The sequence below is a fragment of the Paenibacillus mendelii genome (assembly GCF_024498075.1).
Classification (GTDB): Bacteria; Bacillota; Bacilli; order Paenibacillales; family Paenibacillaceae; genus Paenibacillus_Z; species Paenibacillus_Z mendelii.
The window spans coordinates 231,269-246,752 of sequence record NZ_JANHOF010000005.1 but is presented as its reverse complement, the minus strand read 5'-3'; the positions used below and the strand labels follow the sequence as shown (position 1 = coordinate 246,752).

At 50.4% G+C, this 15,484-nt stretch carries 10 protein-coding genes; all 10 read right to left on the bottom strand.

The genetic code is table 11. The features are described from left to right. Positions 1–54: 54 nt before the first annotated feature. Positions 55–1,008, bottom strand: a complete 954-nt coding sequence (locus NNL21_RS18505) for a carbohydrate ABC transporter permease (RefSeq protein WP_204818695.1) — start codon at positions 1,006–1,008, stop codon at positions 55–57. Positions 1,009–1,023: 15 nt separating this feature from the next. Then, positions 1,024–1,920, bottom strand: a complete 897-nt coding sequence (locus NNL21_RS18500; RefSeq protein ID WP_204818694.1) for a carbohydrate ABC transporter permease — start codon at positions 1,918–1,920, stop codon at positions 1,024–1,026. Continuing rightward, the gene (locus NNL21_RS18495) at positions 1,921–4,533 is read right to left on the bottom strand and encodes a DUF5696 domain-containing protein (protein WP_204818693.1); all 2,613 of its coding nucleotides are present in this window, start codon (positions 4,531–4,533) and stop codon (positions 1,921–1,923) included. Positions 4,534–4,574: 41 nt separating this feature from the next. Then, positions 4,575–6,632 carry a YIP1 family protein gene (locus NNL21_RS18490; RefSeq protein ID WP_204818692.1) on the bottom strand — a complete coding sequence of 686 codons (2,058 nt, stop codon included), beginning with the start codon at positions 6,630–6,632 and terminating at the stop codon, positions 4,575–4,577. Between the two features lie 14 nt (positions 6,633–6,646). Beyond that, the gene (locus tag NNL21_RS18485) at positions 6,647–7,513 is read right to left on the bottom strand and encodes a carbohydrate ABC transporter permease (protein ID WP_204818691.1); all 867 of its coding nucleotides are present in this window, start codon (positions 7,511–7,513) and stop codon (positions 6,647–6,649) included. A 1-nt stretch (position 7,514) separates the two neighbouring features. Continuing rightward, positions 7,515–8,411 (bottom strand): carbohydrate ABC transporter permease, encoded by an 897-nt coding sequence (locus tag NNL21_RS18480; protein ID WP_256555345.1) that lies wholly within the window; start codon positions 8,409–8,411, stop codon positions 7,515–7,517. 4 nt (positions 8,412–8,415) lie between these two features. Continuing rightward, a complete protein-coding gene (locus NNL21_RS18475; protein WP_204818690.1) occupies positions 8,416–11,367 on the bottom strand; it encodes an extracellular solute-binding protein in 2,952 nt (983 codons plus the stop codon). 90 nt (positions 11,368–11,457) lie between these two features. Beyond that, on the bottom strand, positions 11,458–12,885 hold the full coding sequence (locus NNL21_RS18470; RefSeq protein WP_204818689.1) for an extracellular solute-binding protein: 1,428 nt from the start codon (positions 12,883–12,885) through the stop codon (positions 11,458–11,460). 432 nt (positions 12,886–13,317) lie between these two features. Beyond that, positions 13,318–14,454: a GntR family transcriptional regulator gene (locus tag NNL21_RS18465; protein WP_204818688.1), complete on the bottom strand. Its 1,137-nt coding sequence runs from the start codon at positions 14,452–14,454 to the stop codon at positions 13,318–13,320. 243 nt (positions 14,455–14,697) lie between these two features. After that, positions 14,698–15,171, bottom strand: coding sequence for a transcription elongation factor GreA (gene greA / locus NNL21_RS18460; protein ID WP_204818687.1), 474 nt, complete (start codon positions 15,169–15,171; stop codon positions 14,698–14,700). Positions 15,172–15,484: the final 313 nt, after the last annotated feature.

The window sequence follows — 15,484 nt, the reverse complement described above, 5'->3', positions numbered from 1 at the left end:
TGTACACCCTCTCTGATATAGGAATAGGAATCCAAGCCAGGCCTCAGCCTGAGATTAACCGACCAATCCAGTTCTTTCCACGCTCTCGACAAAGTAACGCTGCACAAACAAATACATGATAATCAGCGGAGCCATCGTAAGGAGCACGCCTGTATTCATCAGCATCGATTGATACACGGGATCCGGTTCTGCACCAATAGCAACCCCCATGTCCATCAGACCTGTAGACAGCACCTTCACTTTGCTGAGGAACAAGGACACGTAATAGCTGTCATTCCATTGCCACACGAAGGAGAACAGCAGGACCGTTACAACCGCAGGTATCGCGTTCGGAACCATAATGCGGTAGAAGGTCTTGAACACCCCGGCCCCATCCACCAATGCGGCTTCTTCGATTTCTTTGGGAATTCCTCTGAAAAACTGGCGGAAAATATAAATATAAAGCCCGTTCTTCAGTCCCATTGCGGTCGCGGACGAAATTAAGAAGGGCCAGAACGTGTCAATCAGATTGACGCTTTCCTTGCCGGAAAACAAACCGACCAGCCCGAAGAAATCAAAGTAACGATACGTTAAGTAGAGCGGAATCATAATCGTCTGCGGCGGAACGACAATCGTAAAGATAACCATCCCGAACAGCAGGCCGCTGCCTCTAAACTTCAGCCGTGCGAAGGCATACGCCGCCAAGGCGCAAGCCGCTAATTGAATGAGCGTCGTGCCGCTCGAAATGAGAAGCGTATTAAGCAGCGTTGAGAAGTAATGCGTCGTTTCAATCGCAATCTTCAAATTATCCAATGTAAAATGCTTCGGAATCCAGAGGACTGTCGGGTCGTAAATATCAACCTTGCTCCGGAACGCAACCGACAGCCGGAGAAACAATGGAAACAAGATGATGAAGCAGAAACCGGTCACAAGCAGCGTGCGGAGGATAATCCAACCCCATTTTTTCGTTTTCTCCGCGGGATTGTATTGGATGACGAATTGTTCGGCATAAGCGGCAGGTCCTTTCATCTTCCTTCCCTCCCGTCAGTCATAGTAGAATACCTTCCTCGACATCAGCCAGGTCGATAGGAGCAGAATGATGCCTACGACAGCGAAGTAAATCCATGACATCGCCGCACTTAATCCGAAGTCGAACGTTCGGAAGGCCGTCTCCGATATGAGCTGATTGATATTGTTATGGCTGAACGAATCAATGATGGAATAAACCATATTAGTCAGTACAAGCGGTGTCAGCATCGGGAAGGTAACCTTCCAAAAAATCTCATAGCCCGTAGCCCCTTCGATCCGTGAGGCTTCATACAAGGAGGGAGAAATAGACTGCAGCCCCGCCAGAAAAATGAGAATTTGCACACCGGAGGAGCTTATAATCTCATAAATACGGTCGACCGCACCGGTTACATAATCGACAAGCAGCGGTGATATTCCCGATTCAAGCAGCATCTTCTTCAGCTCGAAGCTCTGCATTAGATTTCCGCCTCCGTCGCCTCCTCCGGAGGAAGCCACTGCGCCCCCGACAAAGCTGCTGATATCCAGGTTCGCGATTGCGCTCGATGCAAGAATAACCGGCAGGAAGAAGATCGCTCTGGCTATCGTGCGTCCTCTGAACTTCTGGTTCAGCAGTACGGCGGCGAATAAGCTGAAGATAATGATAATCGGCACATTGACGACCATATTGACGACGGATTCCGTCAGTGCTCTCGGGTAATCCGCATTGGAAGTAAACAAGCTGTTAAAGTTCTCGAACCCTTCATACATGACGGAGAATCCGCCCTCCACCAATTCGATGGAGCTCAAGCTGAAGCGGAACGACTGAATGAGCGGCAGAATGAACAGCATGACCAAGCCCAGCATGAGCGGGACGCAGAAGATGACGCCCCACATCGCTCTATTCTGTTCCAGCGTTAATCGTTTCTTGAGCATCTACTCACCACCCAGCTTATAGCTGCGGGCGTCGATATGAATACCGTTCACCTGTACAGCGGTTTTGTTATAGTTGACGATAATCGACGTACCGCCCTCGAAGGTGGTTTGGACAACATGGCGCTGCAGCTTGCGGTGATCCGTAATCGCCATGCCGCGAACCTGCTTCAAGATGCTGTTCGCCTCCTTATAAAGAGAGACGGCTTCGTCAAACCAATCCTTATAATAGAGGGCATACATATCGTTAAACGGCGTATCCTTAACGTCGGACGAGGGGCTGTAGCTCCACTGATAATAGAGATTCGAGCCCGTTTCCAAAGCTTTGAGCAGTGAATAACGCGGATCTTGGCGTTCTTCCATATTGAAGGGGGCTCCAGCCAGGTCTACGTAGCCGTGAAGCGCGATCTGATAGAACGGAACATCCTCATCGGCCAGATTAATTCCGCTGCTCTGCGTCGGCGCATGAACGACATGGCTTGCAAAGGGCAAGCTGTATGCATTTCCCCCGCTCACCATCAGCTGCCCGACCTGCTTTTTTAATTTCCCGGCGGCTTGCGCGCTCTCATGAAGTGCATCCTGCCGACTGATCGGATGATCCGGATCGAAGTCGGAATTCACTTCGCTGCCCAAATCCCGTAAAGATAAGCCGCCGATCCCAAGCTTCGTATAGTCTGCGAGAAACTGATCCGTCAGCTTGTCCAGCCCCGTAGCCGATTGGATATAATGCGAGAAGGCGCTTGTATTCTTCACATTATGAATCGGATCATAATCATAGATCTTAGCAGTCTGCCGGTCGAGGAATGACGCAGTCCGGCTTGGCTTCTCATAAGCCTGCAGCAGGGCCGTATCCGGATAAAGCGCGATGCCGCTTTCCTTCGTATAGCTAACCAGCGACTCGAATGCGCGTTTGCCGCCAAGTGCTCGGACAAGGTCAATATCCGATGGGCGATCATGGCGGATACCGCCATTAAACCATCCGATGTAACGCAGGGCGATGCTATTGACTCCATTCTCCTTCAGCTGGCGAAGCATCCTCTCCGCCTCCGAATAGCTCGTGAGCGATTCGGTCGATTCATAGGGAATACCCAGAAACGATTTCTTCCTCGGGAAGGCACCTATGAGCTCCAGCAGGAACGGTGCATCAGCCGACTGAACCTTCTCCAATCCGTAGGCCTGTACCAGATAGTTCCTGTACAGACGAGCCATTCCCGTATAATTGGCCGAATCCCCGCTTAAGAATGCGTAACGGATTTGGATATCGCCCTGATAGGTTTTCGTCTGAAACATCGGAACCGAGCTTGTCTTCGTCCCGGAGGTCAGGGTGTAGAAATCCATAGAGACGATCTGGAATTTCGCGGAAGCCGTATTGAAGGAATCGTTCCTCCCGCTAATATCTGCCGTGATGTCAGCCATTGCGTCCCCGCTTTCGATCACGCCCAGGAAGACGTGGTCGTTTTGCTTCATACCGAAGACCGGAAGGCGGGCGGTTTCATTCCGCTGGGTTTTCTCTTTGACGTCGAACGTTCCGTCCTTCCCGTAAATAGGCATGTTATACGGCTCGACATTCAGACGCTTATTATTGAGATGAATGAGCGCTCCCGAACCGTCGGGTACGAAGATATATCCCTCCTTCTCTTCGCCCGCCGCACCAAAGTGCTTCAGCACATGCAGGGAAGCAATCGGGTATGTCTTCGTGTATGTCAATTCCGAGGCTGGAATCTTCACGACCAACTGATCGCCATCAAGGACATATTCGAGCGGAATCGTAAATTCGGGTTTATCGGCGGATGCCGCTTCCCCGCTGCCGTTACCGGCGTCCTTAGCCGCATCCTCGGCTGAATACCCGATCGACTCCAGCGCCTGGGACAGCTCCTCCAGTGCATAATCCTGGAGCTTGCGAATCTCGTACTGCTGCGTTTCTTCATTGAACCGGTAGCGGAATTCCACACTGCTCCGTGTATCCTCCTCGGAGATCCGGCTTAAGATCACCTCTTCAAATCTATCCTTGTCGATGACAGACGGGACATTATCGAAGCCTTTGGACACATGACCGAGCTGATAGACCACTTTGAGGCCGTGTTCCGTCTTGTCGATCGTGAATTGTTTCTTCATTACACTGTCATTGTAGCTGTTCAAGCTGTTGATCTGGCCCTTCTCATTGAAATACGAAACCAGCACTTGCGAAGCGGATTCCGCCTTGAACAGAGGGGACGCCTTCGAGTCCTGATCCCGGCCGACCGGATTCGAGAACCAGGCATAGCCATCGCGTTTATCCTTCACCGCAATTTCAGCGGTTTCCCGGTTTACGTACAGCATCAGCGTCTTGTTCTCCGCCGCAAGCTCCATCGCGCTAAGCGCCTGGAGTTCAGCCGCCGTGGGAGGCGTAACCGCTCCCGAGATGGCTGAAGAAGCTGCGGTGGCAACGACTCCCTTGCCCTGCTTGCCTGCGGCCATTGTCAGCTCGGCGAATGCTCCTGCGTCAGCGGCATCAACCGGCGAAGAGCCGCCAGCCTGCCGGGATGCCACTTGCCCCGCCGATTGAAGCCCGGCGAAACCGCCTAGGATTAAACAGGCGCAAACAATGCCAAGAAGCGCTTTATTACGTCTGCTCACGTTATATCCCACCTTCTTCTTCTGCTTCTTCCAAGGCGCCCCTAAACACGGAACGCCAGCTCGTTATAGATGGAGGTAACGAAATTAATCATCTGCTGCATCATGCTGAAGAAGAGCACGCCGAGGAAGATGAGAATTCCGATCACGACCAGCGTAAGCACCATCGTAACGATGGTTTTGCCTGCGGTGTATTGATGAACCGTCATCGTTCCGACGAACAACAGCCCGACAAACCAAATCAGGGCAATCGCATCCAGCAAATAGTAGAACGAGCTTTCTTCACCCGTAATCACCTGGCTGTACAGCACCTGTGGAATGTAGAGGATAACGAGCGGCATGAGTGCATAACCGGTCGCCATGACGATCTCTTTGAACTTGCCTTCTCCATCCATCAACGTGGTAAGCGACCAGTTCGATACGCACCAGAGCAGGAAAGGAAGCAGGATATACTTCAATTCGTCGATGCTGTTCAGGTCGGACAAGTTGTTATTGTTGACGATAAAAGCGCTGTACTGCCGCTTAATAATGGTGACGATAACCAGCAGGAGTACAATGCCTACCGCCACCTTCACCCGGCCTTTATTCTCGAACTTCATCTCCCAGAAGCCGTTGAACGGATGCAGCATCGTGTAGAACGGATTTTTCAGGATGCCGATTTCCTCATAATGGCGCCCTGCCATACGCCTGCGTCCGAGCTTGACCGCGAGGAACCCGAGAACGACGGCGGCAGCAATACCGGCTACGATATAACCGAACCGGTCAATTACGATTTCCTTCCGGTATCGCTTGAACGCCTCCGAGTAATACTCACGGTTATTGCCGAGCTCGAAGTAGGTCATGGCTTCACGGTTCTCGCCTTCCTTCAGCAGCGATTTGCCGATGCCGATATAGCCGACTTCGAAATTCGCATTGAGCTGAAGCACCTGGCGCCAAGCTTTGCTCGACTCATCCGACTTGCCGTTATAGAGCGAAATGACGGCCTCCCGGATCAAGCTCCCGTAGCGCGTCGGCTCGAACAATGAGATTCTTCCGTGATCCTTGTCAAGAACGATTATCCGATTGCCCAGCATATCAATGGCTGCGGGAGTGCGGAAGGTATCATGCTTACTGCCCAGCTCGCCGAACGTAAACAGCAGGTTCCCGTCTTTATCGTACGTAAAGATCCGGCCCCGCTTGGAATCAAGCGCATTGTACAAGCCGCCTTCATCGGAAGCTACATCGACAAGAATCGAGCTGCCCGGCGTACTTCCAATATTGAGTGTGTTAATGTCGCCCTTGGGCGGAAAGTATCCTCTACTCCGCAAAATGTCGGCGCCCGATGGATTAAGCATCTTGAGCGGCCGGTCGGAATTCTCCTCCGAGGTCGTCGTATAGATGAATCCGTTCTCATCCAGATCGAGATTATTAAATTCCAGCGGGATGAACAGCTCCATCTGGTCCCGCTGCGCTTTCGTTGAGATTCGCTTCCAGAACAAATCCAGCGGGTCAAACCGCACCCGGTTAGTCCCGATAAAGCCATTGAATGATCCGTCCGATTCGAACTCGATGATGCCCTCATATGATCCTCGGCTGACGACATAGATCCGCTCAGCCCGGTCAACGATCACTTTGATCGGCGCAAATTGAAAGCCGGCCCTCAGCAGAATCGATTTCGGCTCACTTATGATCCGATTGAGCGTACCATCCGGCTGCAGTACGACAAGTCTTCTATTCTGCGTATCTGCGACATATATCCGGCCCTTCCCGTCTACGAACAGGCCTTCCGGCTGCTTAAACGTATCTTGCTTGCCGGCGTTATCGAACGTTTCGATGACACGCACGAATTGAAGCTGGTCATTCAGGACGACAATCCGGTTATTGCCGGTATCGGCGACATAGATATGATTATCTTGGCTAACGAACAAGTCCTGGGGTGTGGCGAAAGCGCCGATATCCAGGTCCCTGCCCGTTACCAGCTGTTCCAGTACATAAGGACTTGGTGACGGTACTGCTTCACCCCAATAGTTGTAGTTGTAGCTGCCCTTCGGTTCGGCGGATACAGGAGCTGCCAACCCGGCCAAGAACGTCAAGATGAATAGTACGGCTATCGTTCTTCTCAAACGGCTCCCCCCTGTTATTCCTTCAGACCCGATGTGGACATCGTCTGAATAATATTGCTTTGCGTCACGATGAACACCGTTACGGGCACCGTCAGCATAAGCAGCGCAACGGCCGACATCGGCCCCGTTCGGACGAGTCCACCGGCTCCAACCTGCCCGAATACATAGTCAACGGTTTTCAATTGCTCGCTGTAGATATATTTGACCGACCCGCTCGTCCATAAGTTTTGAAGCGAGAAGATGATAAGCGTGAGCCATGCGGGCTTAACAATCGGCATGATAATTTGCCAGAAAATCCGGTATTCGCTGGCGCCGTCAATCTTTGCCGCCTCGAGCAGCGCATCCGGTATTTGCTCCATAAACTGCTTCATTAAATACAATCCGAGTGTCATGCCGAAGGCGGGCAGAATAATCGACCAATGCGTATTGATCAGACCCAGCCAAGAGATGGTCATGTAGTTTGGCACCTGAGTCACATAAGAGGTGAACATCAAGGACAGGACCACAATGCTGAACAGGATGTTCCGGCCCGGAAATTTAATTTTCGCAAGCGGATAGGCGGCAGCCGAAGCCAGAATAACATGGCCGACCGTCCCGGTGATGGTGATGAAGAAGGTATTAAACACATACCGGGAGAACGGCACCCAGGAGTCAGAAAAGATATTGATCAGATCGGAAAAGTTTTTGAATGTCGGATTGCGGACAATCAGCTTTGGCGGAAATTGAAAGATTTCATCAATAGGCTTGAAGGCGTTGCTGATCGTAAACACGAGCGGCAGCGCCATGAAGCTGGCCACGCCGCCGATTAGAATGAACAGCGCGATATCCATACCCCATGAGCGGTTTAGACGCTTCCCTGCTTTTAACTTTCGTGTCTTCATGCTAATCGCCCACCTTCTTCAGCAGGGTCTGAATGATCAGGTTGGTCAGGAGCATAATCGAGAACAGTACGGTCGCGATGGCTGAAGCATAGCCCAGTTCAAATCGAATCGTACCGTAATCGACCAAGTGCGTCACAACGGTATGCGCCGCATAATCGACGCTCGGGAATCCGAGCAGCTGCATCGATACCTCTGCGACGGCGAATGCAATGGAGATCTGGATAACAGCTCCAAACATCAGCTGCGGACGCATCGCCGGCAGCGTGATAAACCAGAGCTCCTGCCATCGATTGCGAACCCCGTCGATCGCCCCGGCCTCATACAAGCTGCGGTCGACATTCTGCAGACCGGCGATGAAGGCCAGGAAGGAGGTTCCCAGGCTGAGCCACAGCTGTACAATAATCAGAATGCCAAGCATATAACGCGGATCCTGCAGCCATTGGATCGGTTCAAGAATGAAGCCCCAGTTAATTAAGAAGGCATTGGCAAATCCGTAGCTGTCGCTCGCGAACAGAAGCTGCCAGATCAAATAGGTATTGCCCGATATCGACGGCACGTACAAGATGAGCGTCAGCACGGCGCGAAGCTTCGGTGGAAACTCGTTGATCAGCCAGGCGAACAGAAAGCAGGCCATGTAGCTGACCGGCCCTGTGATCGCAGCGAACAGCAGCGTATTCTTCAAGGCCAGCATGAATACATCATCTTGGACGAACAAACGGGTAAAATTCGACCATCCCGCCCATGTCGGCGGCTCCAGCATATTGAAGTTCGTAAAGCTGAGCAGCAGGGACATCACAACCGGAAGAACCGTAAACGTTATGAAAATAATGAAATACGGGGCCATCAATACATAGGCCTGTTTATGCTTCTTGATTTCGACGACTGTCTTTATGATGATCCCCTCATTCCTTGTAGGGAAGTTTAAATTCTTTTCGCTTCAGCGTTATTTCTTCATTAATATAGCGAACATAGTTGTCCATCGATTCGCGCGGATCATCGCCCTGGACGACCACCTTGCGAAACGCATTGTCGATATGGCGGCCGGTCATGTAACCTCCGGGCACCTCTGGAATGCCATGCACCCACTCCTGCTGCTTCTTGAGCTGCTGATAATCCTTCGAAGGCCACGGAAGCAATGACATTGCCTCGAGATTAGCTGTCGGATAACGCGCCGAGGTGCCCAGCCGGATTTCCATCTGCCGTCCGAAGGCCAGCTGCGTCTCCTTGCTCGTCCACCACTTCAAGAATGTCCACGCCGCTTCTTTATTCTTCGTCTGCTTCAGAATGACCGCCGATGAACCTCCGCTGCCGACATCGCGGCGAATTTCCCCGCTCGCCGTCTTCGTCCCCGGAACCGCCGCAAATTCCCACAGCCCTTTGATTTCCGGTGCGAATACACTGAGCTTGTTGTACATCGTATAATCCGCAATCCCGATCGGCATCTCCCCGGTGCGGAAACGATTCGCAAAATCAAGCGCGATCGGCAGCTTGTAATTCACGTACATATCGGTCCACTTCTTGAACACTTGAATGGCGGTCTCCCCGTCCAGCTCACTCGTCATGCCATCGGAGCTATACAATTGACCATCATTCTGATACAAGAGCATAACCAAAGACGGGCTTGGAGGAAGAGCCGCTGCATTGGTTGTCGCAATCTCGTTGCCCGTCATATCAAGCGGCCGCTGCGGCAAACCGAGCTCGAGATTATGCTTCTGCAGAGCGGGAATTAATTCATATACATCCTCCCAGGTTTCCGGAACCTGAAGCTTCAGCTCATCCTCCAGAATGTCCTTCCGGTAAAACAACATCGGGAATGTCTGCTGTTCAGGAAGCGCATAGTACTTTCCCTTGTATGCGTACGGAACCATCGCGCTTTCATGGAATTGTTTCGATACATCGGCGAAATCCGGGAATGCCGACAAGTCCAGCACTGCGTTGCGTGTCGCGTAATTCACCGGCAGATCGTTGCCCATTTGCAGAGCTGCATCAGGACCTTGCCCCGCTACGGTCGCCGAGAGAACGACATCCGCGGAGACCAGCTTCAGGTTGACCCGAATGCCCGTATCAGGCGTGAACGTATCGTCAATCAGCCGTTTGAGAACCTGAGCCTGGTCTCTGGCGGATGTCATCCAGACCGTGACCGTATCGCCATCCCCGCTCTCATCGGTGAATTCATCATACTTCTCGGTAAACGAAGCTAAGAAGGACTGCACGCCGGCTTTAGCGGTTCCCCATGTCGAAGCTTCAGGATCGGGCAGCTTCGCTCCCGGCGAACTGACGATTAAATAGTCGATGGCCAGCGGCTGTTCCTTGAAGGAATTAAGCCAATCACCAAGCCCTCCGACATTCGTCTTGAACCGGTCGATCCGGGAAGGAACCGTATCCGGCCGGTCCGCCATATCCTTCAATTGATAGGCAAGCGATTTCAAGACGGCGGAGCGGTCGCTTCCCTCGCCAGTCCCATCAATGAGCCTTGCGACCTCGTACAGTAAATCACTTTCCTTATGAAACAGCTCGCTCATATGCGGAATCCGCTTGTCCAGCTGATAGTCGCGGAACGTATCCGGAACCGTTCCTGTGAAGCTGATGATTTGGCGGTACATCGCATTCAGCTGCAGAATAGAAGACTCTACAGTCCGGATCACGGGCGCCATGTCGCCGAGCGTCGTTTCAAGACGTATCGCATGCGTACCCTTCGTCAGATAAAAAAGATACGGCTCATCAGCCGATTTGCCCACAACCCCCATTTGCCAATTGGATGCGTACGGGAATGGGAGCATGTTAGCTTCCTGGAAGGGGACTTGTCCGTCAATGTATAAACTGCGGAGCGCATAGCCTCCCTGCAAATAGTTTTGCCTGTGCTTGAAGGCAATTTGGTACAGTCCGTCCTCAGGGGCTTCAATCTCCCATTCCATCCATTGACCCGGCATCCGCCAGCCCCAGCCCCCCATCGCATTATTCCTCAGCTTCGATACATGGTAAGGCTCGATGGAAGGACTGGAACGGTCGTTGTAAGGCAGCAAGGTAGCCGATGATTTGTTTGCTGTATGCTCACCTTGAATTTTGATCGATACATTCTCGATCTTACGGTATCCCTTTTCCATATATATGGCAGCCAGCTGATCGTACGTGGGCATTACGTCCTTATTCGTAAGCTTGAAGTAATCGATCATCAGCGGTTCTTTCACGGATGTTAATGACAAGGTATGCTTGCCTGGCGTGAAGTAAAAAAGATAGGGCTCTGTATAGTAGCCCGTCGCGTCCTTCAGGAATGTTTCCTGCCACATCGGCACTTCAACCTGACCTGGAATTAATTCGTTGTTCCGGTCATCCCGCACGAATGCGTTTGTTTCATTCTTCCATATCCGGTTGAACACCAGACTTCTTGCTTCGGAGAATGGAAGCTCTCCGTCAATAAGCAGCTCCCTTTCCACATCGGATTCCTTGCCTTCCGGCACGAAAAATTTCAGCTCTAGATTATACATTCCTTCCTGGGGGACGTTAAATTCCCATTCCACCGTGCCCGATTCACCCGTCGACAAGGCCTTCCCCTGTCCGCCCTCCTGGTGGTCGACTACAGATACCGCCGTATCCCGAGTGCTCGTGTAGCTTTCACCCTCAATTTTCAATTCGAGGTTGGGTCGTTCTACGGACGATCGGAATTTCGACAGGTATTCGTCGTAGCTCCCTTTCTTATAGGAGTCACTTTTATCCGCAAGCTGTATCGTGTCGATCTGCGTATTCCCGGCCATAACGGCTTGGACGCCGGAGCTGCCGGACCCTGACAGCGAAACGGATACGGCCGTGATGAGTACAAGCGAGATACCAAGGATTATATAAATCGGCCGCCGCATTACTTTCCCCCTCTTCATCCGCTCCCTCTTGCATGCTCGCCACGCAGGATGTGACGGCATGCAGGAGAGTGCTCTATGACTTGCTAAGCCTTACTTGACTTCTTCAAGAAGCTTCTTGATGTTGGCGTCAAATTGCGGCTTCACCTTGTCGACAGCCGTTGCCGGCGACACTTTGCCTGCCGTAATGTCCTGAATGACCTTGTCAAACAGCGTGCCTGCATCTGGAATCGCATAGAATGAAATGTATCCGATGTTGTCGGCCATTTGTTTGCGCGTATCCAGCGACTCTTTGTTCGGATACGAAGTCTCCCAAGCTTGCTCCGACAGCTTGCGTCCTTCATCATGCAAGCTAATGGCATCCATAATTAGAATGGCAGCTTCTGGATTCTTCGAATATTTGGACAGCATATACATATTGCCGTACGGGGTGTAGCTCGTATATTTGTCGGCCTTCGGACCTTTCGGGAAGAAGACGTACCCAAGCTCCTGGCCTTTCATGTTATCCATGAGACCGCCAAGCTCCCAGCTGAACCCGCCATAGAAGACGCCTTTGCCGGCGATGAACTCTTTGCTCGCATCATCGGGAATCGGCTGCATGATCGACTTGTCGACATTGAACAGGTCGGATACATACTGAAGCGCTTCGATTGCATTCTCACTGTCGAGCGAGAATTTGATCTCGCCACTCGCGTCTTTATCCACGGAAGCATTGTTTGTGTGCAGGAATTGCTCGGTCAGCGAATTAACTTTACCGTAAGCCCCCGCTATGCCATAGACATCCGTTTTGCCATCGCCGTTCGTATCCTTTGTAGCGCTTTTTACGTATTCGCGGAACTTATCGAACGTCCACTCGCCTTTTTGCTGAAGCTCATACGGATCTTCCAATCCGAACTTCTGAACCAATGTCTTGTTGTAGAAGAAGCCATACGGTGAAGGTGACGAGTCGTAGAAACCGTATTGCTTGCCATTAAAGCTGCCGCCTGTCTTCATCCAATCGTTATACTTCGGGTCGTTCATGTCGAGATATTGATCGATCGGCTCAAGGAATCCTTTGTTGACGAGTGTCGGGAACGCCCAGAACAGCTCCATCACGACGATATCTGCGAATGGCTCTCCGGCAAGGGAGGTTGTCGTGAAGTTCTCGACGTATTTGCCATAGTCACCGAATTTCACAAACTCGATCTTGGCATTGAATTTCTTTTCCGTTTCTTCGATTTTCTTGATTTGCGCTTCAATGGCAGCCGTCCGCTCTTCCGTTTTGGTTTCCCGGGGATCGGCGCCATCCCACCATAAGCCGATTTTGATTTTCTCACCCTTCAAATCAAACGCTTTCACTTCCGGCTCAGCAGGCGGGTCATTGGCGGGCTTCTCCGTGTTCTCACTGGTTTGATCGGAGCCTTGATTGTTCGTATTGCTTGGTTTCTCATTCGTTTCTTTCCCGGAACCACTGGAACAGCCGACCAGAGCAAGAATAAGAATTAAGGCCACTAAAAAAAACGGTTTTTTAAGCGCTTTCATTTGAACTCCTCCATCAATCAATTTTTTCGTAAAATGAGATGTTTGCGATCAAACATGACGAACCGGATGATGCCCCCTTATAATCCCCACTCCGCCTCCTCGCCTTGAAAGGATGAAAGCCATGATATGACATAAATAAGCAGCATATGGTATATCCCCCGCATGTCGTTAGTATTGAATGCAGCCATATTTCCGGCTGACGCAACCTGCAAGGGAGCTTAACATGGTTTAAATCATGTCAATATGATATACCATATAACTTATTTCTGTTTGTATTATATCTTCGAAAATCTGAATTGTAAATATTAGATATATCTTTTATTTTATGAATATATATAGCCTATATCTACTGTCCAAGTATGCTGCAAAAAAAGAGCCCTCCTCATGGTGAGGAAGGCTCTTGCCGACAGTTGAATTTACCAGCTCAGAAGCTCAGAACAGGATGATATCTTCACGGTTAGGCTGGACGCCTGTAGACTCCCGTTCAATCAAACGCACAGGAACCTTGATTCGCCGTCTTTCAGAATCTTTGTTCTCAATCCCTGCGACGATCAGCTCCGCGGCGCTGCGCCCTAATTCATAATAATTTTGCGCGATCGTGGTTATCGGGATTTCAGCATGACGCGACGTCTCATGATCGTCGAATCCCACGATTGACAGCTGTTTTGGGATGCTGATGCCTGCATCCAATGCATTCCGGAGCAGCTCACCGGCCAGTATATCATGCTCAGCTTGGATCGCCGTCACCTTCTGACTCAGCAGCTTTGCGAGCAACGATTGATAGAACGTCTTCGAATTTTTTTCATTCACGTCCCGGTAGAAATCGGTGTACACCCACTCGGAATCAATCGGTATCCGGCTATCCTTCAACGCCTGACAATAGCCGAGATAACGATCCCGTACGGAGCTGCGAAATTCGATACTGACACTGGAAATAAAGGCAATCCGCTCATGACCCAGCTCGATCAGCTTGCTTGCGGCCAGATAGCCGCCTGTATAATTATCGGAGACGACACTGCTGACGTTTAAGCTGTCGAAATATTGATCCATCGTCACAATCGGATAGCCGTTGCTGCTGATGGCATTAACCATATCCACATTGCTGATCGTACTTAACGGGTACAGAATAATGCCGCTCAGGCCGCTCTTTGATAGCTTTAGGAGCAGTTCCTTCTCTTTGTCCTTGCTCCAATTGCTGTTATGTATACTCAAATAATAACCCTTGGCATCCAGATAATCGGTAGCCGCTCTAATGTACTCGAACTCATTCGTTGCCATATAAGGCAAAATCATGGAAACGATTGAATTCGAATTCTGGACCCCGTTGTAAGGAATCACATCCGAATCATCGGGCTGTTTCACATAACTGCCGCTGCCCCGTTTCCGATAGATAAGTCCTTCCCGCTCAAGCTCAATCAACGCCCGCTTCGAAGTAATCCTGCTGACCCCATATTGTTCAGCAAGCTCAACCTCCGTAGGCAGCTGTGCCTCAGGCGCATATAGGCCTACTTCGATTTTGTCCTTCAAGTCATCAATAATAATTTTATATAATGGTCTTTTGTCGGGCACGTCGAGTCACTTCTCTCCATTCCATCTCGAAATACAAATTCTTCATACTCTGTATCGAATAACTCGATTGTAAATTAAATATACCAAATTATCAATTGGCAGATCGCCATTATCTTTCATATGTATACGAAGCTGTACTCATCGTCGCCAAAAAGAAAAAGAGAAGCCACTGTCGCAGCTCCTCGAATCCGGCATATAAGGAAGTATAATACACACGCTCTGAATGAACGCTTCTCGCGACATTTAATCCGCTCTGATTTCTAGCAGCTCGTATTCTATGGTTCCCATCGGTGCGGTTACTTGAATGACATTTCCGACCTTCTGCCCCATGAGGGTTTTTCCCAGCGGACTTTCATAAGAAATCTTATTATCCAGAACGTCCGCCTCTGCAGGACCTACAATCCGATACTCTAATTTCTCAGAGAACTCCTTGTCGTTCAGTACAACCAGGCAGCCTACTTGAACCGTATCCAAGCTTGCCACATCAGCTACACGAGCCCTGTTAATCATATGCTGTAAGGTTAAGATGCGGGTTTCCATGAATGCCTGATCATTCTTGGCTGAATGATATTCACTATTTTCCTTTAGGTCTCCGTAACTAATCGCTAATTTAATCCGAGCCGCTAACTCTTTACGTTTGACTGTTTTAAGATCCTCAAGCTCAAGCTTTAGCTTCTCCAATCCCTCTCGGGTTAACACAACATCTTCCTTAGACATCCATACAGCTCCTAATTCATTGGCGATTTTGTAATAAGATTTCTTCTATTCAATTCTACACTATATCCGGTTCCCGCGCGAAAAATACTTATTTCCTATTACCCGGGCAATAAGAACCCGTCAAAGACATCCCACTCTCCTTCCCCTAGGTCTATTGCCTATAGTCCCGTCAGAAGACCTACAGTCGCCGACTAATCGTTAATCTGGCCCTATACAGGTTTCCGATGCAATATCGCTGGATAATGAATAAAGCTCACGTCTCCAATTCAGAGACATGAGCTTGACTACAAATGGTCTTTCATTTGCCGTGTTG